This window comes from Methylomonas sp. Kb3, from assembly GCF_002834115.1.
In the GTDB taxonomy this organism is placed as follows: Bacteria; Pseudomonadota; Gammaproteobacteria; order Methylococcales; family Methylomonadaceae; genus Methylomonas; species Methylomonas defluvii.
In genome coordinates this window covers 38,701-49,690 of record NZ_PIZT01000016.1, presented here as the reverse complement: position 1 = coordinate 49,690, position 10,990 = coordinate 38,701, and the positions used below count along the sequence as shown (strand labels likewise).

The window sequence follows — 10,990 nt, the reverse complement described above, 5'->3', positions numbered from 1 at the left end:
TGCGGTTACTCAACGATGTGCCCGTAGTACCGCCCGAGGCCTTACGCGAAATCATCGCCTATCCGGTTTGCGATACCGAAGTTTTTGATAACTTCGAACAGCGGCCGGAAAAAGCCATGACCCATGCGAACATAGTGGCCCGCGGCATCGTCTCGATTGACGATGACATCAAACAGGACGGTGCTGCGCGATATTTGTTTGCCTGGAGCCGGGATTGTTTGCTGTACCGCGGTGCGCTGGATAGCGGGCATTGGCTTCATCCACTGGTTCGGCATCTCAATGATGAAGAACTGGTGATTGAAACGGTCAATGAAACCCATCAGGCTCAATTCCAAGGTGATTGGTGTTGGGTTAGCGTACGTTTTTGCGATGCTTACCGGATCCGGCTTGGGCAGGATCTTGTTGAAATCACAGATGAAGCTTGCTACCAAGGCCAGGAAAACGCTGATGACATCATTGTGCCCAAGGGCGATTGCTCGGCTCAGGTGTTGCAACAAATGGCCAGCTTCAAAAGCGAATACGATGAATTTCAGGAATCGACCTTTGAAAGCGATTCGGATGCCTTCATCGCCTTTGTGGTTGCCAATACCGCTAGCGATCCGGCCAATGCCATGCAGCGACTGTTGCCAAACTTTTGCGGCTGTCCTGCGTTGTACGGCAAAGCCTTCGTGGTGGAGTTGGATCAGCAAGGCAAACCCGCTTCGGTGATGGCATATCCAGCAAAATCGAGCCAAAAGCAAATCTCTGAAACCAGCATGGTTAGTTAAAACGTGATGTGTGGGCGCATTATCCAGCTGGGTAATGCGCTCATTTTTATCGTCAAAACAAGCTACCGCTCCATGCCCACCCTAAAAACGTTCAAATAGGCCTTCGAAATGCTATCTATCCACCATTAGCCGCCCGCAACGCGTTATTCGATCGAAACTAAACACATGCTCTCTTGGGCTTTCATAACATCGCCCCACCAATCTTCGCCGGTAATCCGGTTCGCCTTTTTCGAGATAAATCGTGGCACCACAAATCGGGCATGCCGCCGAATAACGGACTAACCGAATTACCCTTAAATCCCCGTCTCGAAGCAACTCGAACTGCGCAGACTGTTCATAAAAATTTGTGAATAGTTCATGAGCAACGACAATCCGGTCATCCAACAACAATATCCAAGGCTTGATGATAGTGACCCAGGCACCATAGGGAATAACGAAAATACTTATCAGCAAGGTTAAATCGCTCGTCGTAACCGGCCTGGACACGGATAACGACAGCCATCCGGCATAGGCAATTAACACTGCAAATACACCTATGGTCGCCAACCAGCCCAGCAGCCCCCAAACATGCCATTGGCGCAATTCAACTTGTCCATGCCGAAATAACCAACTCGCAAGCCAACTAGGTTTGACTTCACCCAATTCAGTCATTTGATAGTTGGCTTTCAACTCGACTGCGTTGCTGCCAGCCAAATCGTCTACAACCACATGATCTTCTTCCGTGATTTCCGGAACCGGTTCCGCTTTGATATAGAACGTCGTGAGTCGTCCCGGACCGCCCTTTGTACTTTTTCGATCCGGCTGCGGGTAATGCGATAGCCCGCGCTTACGGGCGAACTCGATAATTTGCGGCTCTCGAGTTTCGCAATATTTTTTTAACGAACCTGGCCAGTCTATCCATTTTTTAGGGTCGGTGGTTTCTATTGACACACCAACTGCGGCAACAATTTCATCGGCGGTGAACCGGCGCTTCGACTCATCGAAACCCGCCTTTTTTAACGATTCCTGGGCTAACGCACGCAATATGCGGTGGCCTTTTTCATCGCTTGGCTCGCTATCCAACCAATCGATCAAGCATTGAATTACCTCGCGCATAAACCACCCCAAACTAGGTAACCGGTCGTTGCGGTCTGGTTTGCGCTTCGTCGATTCATAACAATGTCCTCCATAACAACTCAAGCTTTGGGTAATACCGAAATGATTTTTAACTATCTGAATTTAATTGGTTTACCAAAAATTGCAACTTCCGCAACAGACACCCACGTGGGAGGCGAGAACGAGATTAGAAAAGTTTCTGAATCATTCAATGGATTCATCTATTCGTTTTACGTTTCCGCATTGATCTGGCGGTCCAGTTCGGAAAAAAGAACGTTACGACCAGTAATCATTAACTGCTGCAATAAAGTGCCATCAAGGCTTCCAGAGGTTTGTGACCCAAAACAGGTCACTTTGCGCACGGGACATTTGCCCGCCAGCTTCCTAGCATATCGGTAACAGCCGTTAATTTTCCAAAGGATATCTATGTCAACACTGGATGAAGATCTTAGCCGTTTGAATTTCGAATATCTCATGCTGGCTCGGGAATGTGCCCGTAGTAACCCAGTAGAGACTGCCTGGCGATTTGGCTTGGATAAAGACCGTATAGAAAAATTGGCAGACATGACCCTGGATCGTCTTCGGGAACAAGCTGAAAGTAGTCGAGCGGTCATTCAACTGTTACCAGTCTACGCTCCAAGCGGCGTTTCCATGGGTACCTATGCAGATTTACTTCAACCCTTCATTCCGGGATGGACAGATGAAAATAGTGCCCTTTAAAAATGGATCAAATTTTAGCAATAACTTGGTTTTGGCCGAAAAGCTTATCCTGCTTGGCGCCCGCCCACCCATTGTGAGCCAACTTTGCCAGTTATCCCGACAGCAGAGTATCGACATATTCAAATCATTAACGGGTTGCCGGCCCAAACAAGGCATGCTTCCTCATGACCTCCAATGGGTCATTCGGTCAACCTCCAACAACATTCACGCATCACTGTTTTTAGGCATTCTGGATGATGCACGACGACGATTATCAATTCAGTATTCTTCAGCTCAGGTCTTGGTTGACGTCTATAGCATTTATAAAAACGTCGCATCGAAAATATTAACCGAGCCAAAGAAAATATCTCCCGCAGCACAACAATTCACGTTAGACGTAAACAGAGCGTGGTTTTTAATCAGCATGCTCGTGGCTGGCAATTTGATATTCACTGTTTGTACATGTTGCAGAACACGCTACCTCAGCACGATTCACCCCGACGCAACTTTCAGCCAATGCCCAATCTGCAATGTTTGGAAAGATCGTTCGGGACGACGACGTTGGGCTTCTGCAAAGTCAAAAAAAACAAATTGAACTAATCCATTACCGCCTCGAGACCATCCATTCGCTACTAAGGAGAAGTCGCATGCATATTGCTGTCATTACAGCCACTGATTCCCAGATACCTCAGCCTGTTCATGGTAAAAACCTGGCGCGGCTCGCACGTGAGTGCTTTGCCAATCAGCAAATATTGACCATTGATTTTAAAGACGTCAAGACAATTACCCAAGGATTCTGTCAGGAATTGTTTTTTCCTCTGATTACTGAGTTTGGCGCCGATTTTTTGAAATCGAAACTCATGGTCATTAATTTGAATGACGCCAATGAAAAGTTGATGCAGTCTGCTTTTAAAAACTTGGATGCCTATTTCGACAAGCTTTCAGCGGTCAATCGCCAAGGGTGCGACGAAGAGATTTTCGCTATGAACCAAACCTGGCTTATCAAGGCCAGAGAAATCGCGCGGGAAAATCCAGTATTGACGGAATTGGTGCTGGGAATCACGGATGATGCCATGCGAACAGCACTCGGTCACTTGTCCTTGGAGGACATTCAGTTTATCGCTCACTCGAACTGGCTTTGCTTTACGCCACGGTTTTCCAGTCAGTTCTTGATGAACATCAATAAAGAACAGCCGCCGATAGTGGAAGCCATGCTCGGTTTAACCGGCTCAATCTATTGAGGGGGCGGGCATGCTGAAAAAATATCAACAGCAAACGTTGGCCATTGAACTGCTGAAACGCTATGCCAAGGTAAAAATCGTACATCAAGTGACCGGCATTCCCATCAAGTCATTACGACACACTTATCGGCAATTACATGGACGTTCACCAGGCCGAGGCTCAATCAAGTTTTCAACGCGCGGCTTGACTGGAAGTAGACGCAAATATAAAGACGTGACGCTTTTTGCGGTTTGCTATCGGGTGGCCGCAATTAAGTCGGCCGATGACCAAATTCAAACTTTAATAAACGCCTTTGACGCTTACAAACATTCCTACCCATTTGGAAATCTCGATTTTTCAGCGGCATGGGTTGTGTCTCAGGACATCAAAGATAAAAAAGTACAGGTTTCAACATGTTCACATTGTCATGCCTGGGTGCTGTTGAACGCGAGAGAAGACCTTGCTGAACGCTGTGGCGTATGTAATAACTCTTTGCAATTAGGTATCCAGTGAACATTGAATCCGATCAAAGTACTGCGGCAAAAGAAAAAGAATTCCTGAAAATTAACGACATGATTGAAAAATTGGGCGTGACTCGGACCCAGTTTTGGCGCATGAGGAAGGCAGGTGAGGTTCCTCCACCGGTCATTCGAAATCCACAAATGTGGCTTGCAAGCCAAGTTAAGGAATTTTATGAAAGGCGAGCAAAGGAAGAAGATGCCGGAACACTTTGATGCTTTACTACTGCATTCAAACCTTATTTGTTGGTAGATGCTGTATGTTCTTCGATCAAACACGAAAAATTTTTCGGATTTGAGTGAAAAACAAAGTGACCATAAAAGTGACCACGCAATAAAAAAGGGCTTAGATATTTCTATCTAAGCCCTTGATTTATTTGGCTCCCCCGGACGGGCTCGAACCGCCGACCTAGTGATTAACAGTCACCCGCTCTACCGACTGAGCTACAGGGGATTAATTTCGGTAATTTACTCAAATGGCGCGCCCGGAGAGATTCGAACTCCCGACCGCACGGTTCGTAGCCGTGTACTCTATCCAGCTGAGCTACGGGCGCTTATCTGAGCCGCTTATTATCTTATTTTTGTTATTCTTTGTCAAACTTAAATTTAGTGGCGGAGAGAGAGGGATTCGAACCCTCGATGCGCTTTTGGCACATACTCCCTTAGCAGGGGAGCGCCTTCGGCCTCTCGGCCATCTCTCCTATAACTTAATCAGCCTTCCGTACTCCCTGCTTCAGACTGCTCTTTCTTAATTCTCTCGTAGATTTCTTCCCTATGAACAGATATATCTTTTGGTGCGTTTACGCCAATTCTAACTTGATTTCCTTTTACCCCGAGAACTGTAACAGTCACATCGTCACCAATCATCAAGGTCTCTCCTACTCTACGAGTCAAGATAAGCATACTATCTCCCTACACTATTAATGCGCTTTGTTACTGCAACATACTCGAACCGACGATTATATCCGTTTTTGAGAAAAAATAAAGATATATTTGCTAGCCATAAAGAAAAGCATACGAACAGCTAGGACGTCAGAATAAACAAATCCGTGCGTTTTTCTGAACTATCCCTTAGACAACCACTCATGGCGCATTGCATCCAGACTCTGCATCAACTCATCTAATGCTTTAACCGATTCCTTGTGCAAAGGATGAGCATGATTGTGAACCGGGTGCTTGGTGTCGTTCATTAGTTCATCAATGAAACGCTCTGCCTCCATAATATCTTGTGGAAGCGAATCTGATTTTTCGGCCATCTGAAATAACAAACAGGTTTATGGTAATTGGCGCATAAAAAAGCCCACGATTAAGTGGGCTTCGTCCGGTGTTATTTTTATGTTTTTTGGACGCCTGATATCTGTGATAGCAGGTTAATAGCTTGCGCTTTTATTATTGTTGTACCGTTACACGGTCGCATTCCCTCCCCCAATAGATACGAAGCTTTTCGGCTCGTATTGACCTAAGTCAAGGTGGTCGCATTCTAGTGCACTTAAATCGCTTTGTCCAGAAAAAGTGCGACGATTTGTCGCAACCTTAAAACACCGGCATGTCAAGACTTTCGGCAATGGGCCAAACAGATGCGTTTTTACCGTTATCATTCTCCGCGCCGCCAGCTCCTGGCTGGTCGGCCAGTCGCGTTTCGATGAGTTATGGTTCTGCAAAAAAAAGCAACATAGCTTGCATCCGGCTTCCCTGCACTAAATCGACGCGAGATACCAATAATCCCTAAAGCCGGGTTATGATTTGCCGTCGAATCCCGGTATTAAGCAAAGTACATATTCGACTACACAAAGCCAGCGGGTTCCAATACTGGACTGAACGTCCGGATACTCGTCGCTTTAGCTTAATCCCCAGGATTCGTCATTCCAGAAAATGGCAGCCGCTAGACCGAGCAGCGAACTCGTTACAGTCGCTTGCTTTATAAATCAACCTTTCAGCCGGGTGCCGGAAGGGTTGATAGCCAAACCTAAATGTAAATCGGAATAGCTCGAAAATAGTGATCACAGCCTGTCGATGCTCTTATTCCCGGCTGGCATGATGGAGTTTATGGTTTAAAGGATGCGGCTAATCTGGATTTTTTATATTAAACCTGCTGTCTCGCAGCTAATCAAAACAACGGAACAACCATGAACGATTTACCTAACTGTCCAAAATGCGGCTCTGAATACACTTATAACGACGGCACCATGAATATTTGCCCGGACTGCGCCCACGAATGGTCAGCCGATGCCGCTGGTGACAGCGAAGAGGAAACGAAAGTAGTCAAGGACGCCAACGGCAACCTGCTGCAAGACGGCGATACCATCACCGTGATTAAAGACCTGAAAGTGAAAGGCTCTTCACTCGTTGTCAAAGTCGGGACCCGAGTTAAAAACATCCGCCTGGTGGACGGCGACCACGACATCGACTGCAAAATCGACGGCATCGGCGCGATGAAGTTGAAATCGGAATTTGTGAAAAAAGTCTGATCCCAGCTAATAATCGCAAAACGTGTGCAACTCATTCACCCGGCCCTAAATACCGTTCGCCTCAACGCCGTTGAAGATACAGAGTTTACCAAAGGCCGCACCAACCTCGGCCTCGACGAACTCGGCCCAAACGGAATATCCGTGGTAAAAAGGGTCGGATTACCAAGCTGATTGAACCCCTGCCACCCGCGACTCACAGACACCTGCCGAAGCGGCCTGAACCCGCTTCGGCATTTTGATATCCGCAGCCACCCCCCTCAACAATTAGGGGCTTCGAAACTGCTTCGCCGGCTCATTCCGCATTCCAGACAACAGCCGGATTGAATACTTTCACATAATGGGTGCTATCATATAGCCCGTGCAACGCTGCACCTTCTGCTCCCTTCAACAACGACGTTGAAAATAGGCTGATCAACTTCAGCCAAGCTGTTTATTCGTCTGTTGTGCCTTGCCTTCGCTCGTTTCAGGACACCCACACTTCATGAGTAAATAAGCCCTTTTCAAGGGGAGCAATAGCTTGTACATACAAGCTACTTGATACGAATTTCCGACGCTCGATCCGGCCAGCGGAATTCATTTTATCCTCCACTTTTCAAAGGTAAGTTATGTCCTCGAGCAAACTCAATCTTTTTAGCTTTACCGGCAAAATGCAGATTTTGCACATGAGCTGGCTGGCGTTTTTCATCAGCTTTGTGGTGTGGTTCAACCATGCACCGCTGATGTTGGCGATTGCCGAGAGCCTTAAACTCAGCCAAGCCGAAATTAAAACCATCTTGATACTGAACGTGGCGTTGACGATCCCGTCACGGATTGCGATTGGTATTTTGGTGGATAAATTTGGCCCCAAACGCACCTACTCAAGCTTGTTGGCGATCAGCAGTATTCCCTGCTTCATGTTTGCCGCTGCCGACGACTTTCAGCAATTAGCCCTGGCGAGATTTTTGATGGGTTTCGTCGGCGCCGGCTTTGTCATCGGAATCCGTATGGTCGGCGAATGGTTCCCGGCCAGACAACTCGGTGTTGCCGAAGGCATCTACGGCGGCTGGGGCAATTTCGGCTCAGCCGCTGCCGCCATCGCCTTACCGTCATTGGCCTTGGCATTCGGCGGCGAAAACGGTTGGCGTTATGCGATTGCCTGCACCGGCATCATGGCTTTGCTCTATTCGGTGATTTATTTTTTCAGCGTCAGCGATACGCCCAAAGGTTCGACGTATTTCAAACCCAAGAAAGCCGGCGCTATGGAAGTAACCAGCATCTGGGATCTGTTCTTCTATATTTTAATGACCATTCCCTTGTATGCAGCGCTCAGTTTGCTGACCTGGAAACTGTCGCCAACGGGCATGAAGCTGTTATCCGGTGACGCCACAATCGGTCTTTACATCGGGATTTGGCTATTGTTTCTCTACAACTTGTACAAAATCGTGCACGTTAATCAGGAACACCTCACCCAACCCATTGAAGCGATACACCAATACAAATTTAAACAGGTTGCCATTCTGGACCTGGCATACCTGGTGACCTTCGGCTCCGAACTCGCAGTCGTCTCCATGCTGCCGCTGTTTTTCCACGAGACGTTCAAACAGACCGGCATCACCCCGGTGCAAGCGGGCCTATTGGCATCCAGTTTCGCGTTCATGAATCTGGTCGCGCGGCCTGGCGGTGGCTGGCTGAGCGATAAGTACGGTCGCAAATTGTCGTTGAGCGTTTGCGTAATCGGTTGCGCACTGGGCTATGCCGCCATGTCGCAAATCAATTCGGAATGGCCGATTGCCCTGGCGTTTACCGTGACCTTTTTGTGTTCATTTTTCGTCCAGGCGGGATGCGGCGCGGTCTACGCAATGGTGCCTTTGATCAAACGCCGCATGACCGGGCAAATCGCCGGCATGGTCGGTGCTTACGGCAATGTGGGCGGAGTTACCTTTCTGACGGTATTGTCTTTCGTCACACCGGAAGCCTTTTTTCTCACCATCGCCGCTACCGCCGTCGTGGTCGCATTAGCAGTGCAATTTATCGAAGAACCCGCCGGCCACATGGCAGAAATCATGGAAGACGGCAGCGTGGCCATGATCGAATTAGTCTAACCAGCAAAGCATCCCATCGTCATCTGCCGAAGATTGTTACAGCAATTTTTAACATTTAGTTATTTGGAGAAATACCCATGATCGAAGCATTATTGGCCGTCTTAACCCTGACTTTAATCGTTTGCTGGCGTTGCGCTTGCCAAACATCCAGCGGAGAACACTACGCTGCTCAACAGCCCGCCCAGTCCCAAAGCAGCCCTTTTTTGCCGGAAGATGCCGTTCTGAGACGGCATGTCATTTCCCTGGTCCACCACGAAATCGAAGCCACCCTGCCGCCGCGCCCCAGCGACTCGGTGTTACTGCGTCATCATCAGGCTTTGCTGATGGCTAAACTGGAGCAGCGCCTGGCGGAATTGCGCCATTACCGCGCCTGCTAAGCCACGCACAACTTCAGTTATCCGCAGCCTATGGCCAAAACCTTATCGATCAAGGTCGGTTCGCACAGCGACAAAGGTGTGAAACCCGAAAATGAAGATTGTTGGGGCGCTGTCGTCCCTGCGGAACCGCAACTGACCCTAAAAGGCATCGTGGCGGGTATTGCGGACGGCATGAGCGGCAGTGAAGCCGGCAAGGAAGCCAGCCAATGCTGTATCACCGCTTTTCTGGAGGATTACTACAGCACGCCGGATTCCTGGTCGGTAGCCAAAGCCGGACAAAAAATCCTGTCAGCTACCAATTCCTGGCTGCACAGCCAGGGACAAATACGCTATGCCTCGGTAAAAGGCATGGTGAGCACGCTCAGTGTGCTAGTACTTAAATCCAACACCGCCCATATTCTGCACGTTGGTGATTCGCGGATTTATTTATGGCGACAACATGGCTTGGAGCAACTGACGCGCGACCACAGGCTTTGGGTGTCCAACGACAAAAGCTATCTGAATCGCGCGATGGGTATCGAACCGCATTTGGAAGTGGATTACAAATCGCTGACCGTCGAAAAAAACGACTTATTCTTGATGACTTCGGACGGGCTCCACGATTTTATTAGCGAGCACCACCTAAAAACGCTGCTCTCGCAGGATTCCGATCTGCAAACCCTTGCCGAAGTCTTGGTCAAAACCGCCTTGGCTAACGGGAGCGACGACAATGTGACCTGCCAACTGGTTCGGATCGACGACTTGCCGCAACTTCGCGAAGACGAAATATTGCGGCATCATGGGCATTTGCCTTTTCCACCGCCACTGGCACCCGGCATGCTGCTGGATGGCTACCGGATCGAAGCGGAATTGCATGCCAGCAAGCGCACCCAAATTTACCAAGCCTTCGATACGCTGCATAACCGGTGGGTCATTTTGAAGACGCCGTCGGTGCTGTATAACGACGACACCCATTATATCGAGCATTTTTTGCACGAAGAATGGGCTGGTAAACGGATCAACCATCCCAACGTCTTAACAGTACTCGAATCCGACCGCGCCAAAAGCTGTCTTTACTACGTAACCGAATTTATCGAAGGGCAAACCTTAAGACAATGGATCAATCAAAACCCCAAGCCGGAGATCAAGCGGGTTCGCACCCTAATCGAACAAATCGCCAAAGGGCTGCGCGCTTTTCATCGTATGGAAATGCTGCATCAGGATTTGAAGCCGGAAAATATCATGATTGACAACAGCGGCACGGTGAAGATCATCGATTTCGGTTCGGTGAAAATCGCCGGCATCGCCGAGATCACCCCGCTTGACCGGCATCAGACCGAGAATATTCTCGGCACACTGAACTACACCGCCCCGGAGTATCACCTGGGGCAAACCGGCACAGTGAAATCGGATTTGTTCTCGTTGGGCGTCATCTGTTACGAAATGCTCAACGGCAGCCTGCCATTCGCCAACATGCCGGAAAAACCCAATCGCCACAATCTCGAGCGCCTGGTTTACATTCCCAGCATCCGCCGCAACGAAATGGTGCCGATCTGGATAGACGGCGCCCTGAAAAAGGCCACGACCGTTTCGCCACGATCCCGCTACGACGAATTGTCCGAATTCCTACACGACCTTTCCACCCCCAACCCGCAATTCCTGAAAGCGGAAGACAAGATACCGCTTATAGAACGCAATCCTTTGTTGTTCTGGAAAAGCACGACAGCGCTGTTCTTTCTGATCAGCGTGGTTTTACTGTTCTTGCTGAGCAGGAAATAGCGGCCT

Annotated in this window: 12 protein-coding genes, 3 tRNA genes and 1 pseudogene; 10 read left to right on the top strand and 6 right to left on the bottom strand. The window is 48.7% G+C overall.

The genetic code is table 11. The annotated features are described in order from the left end of the window. Nucleotides 1-767 (top strand): annotated as a pseudogene (locus CWO84_RS12415) (hypothetical protein); the annotation flags it as partial. Between the two features lie 111 nt (nucleotides 768-878). Here CWO84_RS12415 and CWO84_RS12410 read toward each other — a convergent pair. Next, nucleotides 879-1,862: a hypothetical protein gene (locus tag CWO84_RS12410; protein ID WP_101052955.1), complete on the bottom strand. Its 984-nt coding sequence runs from the start codon at nucleotides 1,860-1,862 to the stop codon at nucleotides 879-881. A 426-nt stretch (nucleotides 1,863-2,288) separates the two neighbouring features. Between CWO84_RS12410 and CWO84_RS12405 the strand changes: the two genes are divergently transcribed. From CWO84_RS12405 to CWO84_RS12385, 5 genes are read left to right on the top strand one after another with little or no spacing between them, the layout of a single operon-like run. Continuing rightward, complete coding sequence (locus CWO84_RS12405) at nucleotides 2,289-2,582, top strand: flagellar transcriptional regulator FlhD (RefSeq protein ID WP_101052953.1); 294 nt, start codon at nucleotides 2,289-2,291, stop codon at nucleotides 2,580-2,582. Further along, complete coding sequence (locus CWO84_RS12400; protein WP_165786312.1) at nucleotides 2,563-3,156, top strand: FlhC family transcriptional regulator; 594 nt, start codon at nucleotides 2,563-2,565, stop codon at nucleotides 3,154-3,156. The genes CWO84_RS12405 and CWO84_RS12400 overlap by 20 nt, the downstream gene beginning before the upstream one ends. 52 nt (nucleotides 3,157-3,208) lie before the next feature. Beyond that, a complete protein-coding gene (locus tag CWO84_RS12395; protein WP_101052949.1) occupies nucleotides 3,209-3,802 on the top strand; it encodes an STAS-like domain-containing protein in 594 nt (197 codons plus the stop codon). Nucleotides 3,803-3,812: 10 nt separating this feature from the next. Next, nucleotides 3,813-4,295 carry a FlhC family transcriptional regulator gene (locus tag CWO84_RS12390; RefSeq protein WP_101052947.1) on the top strand — a complete coding sequence of 161 codons (483 nt, stop codon included), beginning with the start codon at nucleotides 3,813-3,815 and terminating at the stop codon, nucleotides 4,293-4,295. Then, complete coding sequence (locus CWO84_RS12385) at nucleotides 4,292-4,516, top strand: hypothetical protein (protein ID WP_101052945.1); 225 nt, start codon at nucleotides 4,292-4,294, stop codon at nucleotides 4,514-4,516. The genes CWO84_RS12390 and CWO84_RS12385 overlap by 4 nt, the downstream gene beginning before the upstream one ends. 162 nt (nucleotides 4,517-4,678) lie before the next feature. On the opposite strand, the gene CWO84_RS12380 is transcribed toward CWO84_RS12385, so the two are convergent. From CWO84_RS12380 to CWO84_RS12360, 5 genes are all read right to left on the bottom strand, one after another. Next, nucleotides 4,679-4,754, bottom strand: a tRNA-Asn gene (locus CWO84_RS12380). 23 nt (nucleotides 4,755-4,777) lie between these two features. Beyond that, nucleotides 4,778-4,854 (bottom strand) — tRNA-Arg (locus CWO84_RS12375). 56 nt (nucleotides 4,855-4,910) lie between these two features. After that, nucleotides 4,911-5,001: transfer RNA gene (locus CWO84_RS12370), tRNA-Ser, on the bottom strand. A 10-nt stretch (nucleotides 5,002-5,011) separates the two neighbouring features. Next, a complete protein-coding gene (gene csrA / locus CWO84_RS12365; protein WP_020482891.1) occupies nucleotides 5,012-5,203 on the bottom strand; it encodes a carbon storage regulator CsrA in 192 nt (63 codons plus the stop codon). A 161-nt stretch (nucleotides 5,204-5,364) separates the two neighbouring features. Continuing rightward, the gene (locus CWO84_RS12360) at nucleotides 5,365-5,556 is read right to left on the bottom strand and encodes a hypothetical protein (protein WP_033157950.1); all 192 of its coding nucleotides are present in this window, start codon (nucleotides 5,554-5,556) and stop codon (nucleotides 5,365-5,367) included. An 870-nt stretch (nucleotides 5,557-6,426) separates the two neighbouring features. Between CWO84_RS12360 and CWO84_RS12355 the strand changes: the two genes are divergently transcribed. From CWO84_RS12355 to CWO84_RS12340, 4 genes are all read left to right on the top strand, one after another. Continuing rightward, nucleotides 6,427-6,768, top strand: a complete 342-nt coding sequence (locus tag CWO84_RS12355; protein WP_033157951.1) for a zinc ribbon domain-containing protein YjdM — start codon at nucleotides 6,427-6,429, stop codon at nucleotides 6,766-6,768. Between the two features lie 605 nt (nucleotides 6,769-7,373). Then, on the top strand, nucleotides 7,374-8,849 hold the full coding sequence (locus tag CWO84_RS12350) for a NarK family nitrate/nitrite MFS transporter (RefSeq protein WP_101052943.1): 1,476 nt from the start codon (nucleotides 7,374-7,376) through the stop codon (nucleotides 8,847-8,849). A gap of 77 nt (nucleotides 8,850-8,926) precedes the next feature. Then, a complete protein-coding gene (locus CWO84_RS12345) occupies nucleotides 8,927-9,226 on the top strand; it encodes a hypothetical protein (RefSeq protein ID WP_101052941.1) in 300 nt (99 codons plus the stop codon). A 30-nt stretch (nucleotides 9,227-9,256) separates the two neighbouring features. Further along, the gene (locus CWO84_RS12340) at nucleotides 9,257-10,984 is read left to right on the top strand and encodes a bifunctional protein-serine/threonine kinase/phosphatase (RefSeq protein ID WP_101052939.1); all 1,728 of its coding nucleotides are present in this window, start codon (nucleotides 9,257-9,259) and stop codon (nucleotides 10,982-10,984) included. Nucleotides 10,985-10,990: the final 6 nt, after the last annotated feature.

Bases quoted from the DNA above. Each gene is read 5' to 3' on its own strand.
- CWO84_RS12410 (WP_101052955.1), bottom strand. From the start codon at position 1,862: ATGCGCGAGGTAATTCAATGCTTGATCGATTGGTTGGATAGCGAGCCA.
- CWO84_RS12405 (WP_101052953.1), top strand. From the start codon at position 2,289: ATGTCAACACTGGATGAAGATCTTAGCCGTTTGAATTTCGAATATCTC.
- CWO84_RS12400 (WP_165786312.1), top strand. From the start codon at position 2,563: ATGAAAATAGTGCCCTTTAAAAATGGATCAAATTTTAGCAATAACTTG.
- CWO84_RS12395 (WP_101052949.1), top strand. From the start codon at position 3,209: ATGCATATTGCTGTCATTACAGCCACTGATTCCCAGATACCTCAGCCT.
- CWO84_RS12390 (WP_101052947.1), top strand. From the start codon at position 3,813: ATGCTGAAAAAATATCAACAGCAAACGTTGGCCATTGAACTGCTGAAA.
- csrA (WP_020482891.1), bottom strand. From the start codon at position 5,203: ATGCTTATCTTGACTCGTAGAGTAGGAGAGACCTTGATGATTGGTGAC.
- CWO84_RS12360 (WP_033157950.1), bottom strand. From the start codon at position 5,556: ATGGCCGAAAAATCAGATTCGCTTCCACAAGATATTATGGAGGCAGAG.
- CWO84_RS12355 (WP_033157951.1), top strand. From the start codon at position 6,427: ATGAACGATTTACCTAACTGTCCAAAATGCGGCTCTGAATACACTTAT.
- CWO84_RS12350 (WP_101052943.1), top strand. From the start codon at position 7,374: ATGTCCTCGAGCAAACTCAATCTTTTTAGCTTTACCGGCAAAATGCAG.
- CWO84_RS12345 (WP_101052941.1), top strand. From the start codon at position 8,927: ATGATCGAAGCATTATTGGCCGTCTTAACCCTGACTTTAATCGTTTGC.
- CWO84_RS12340 (WP_101052939.1), top strand. From the start codon at position 9,257: ATGGCCAAAACCTTATCGATCAAGGTCGGTTCGCACAGCGACAAAGGT.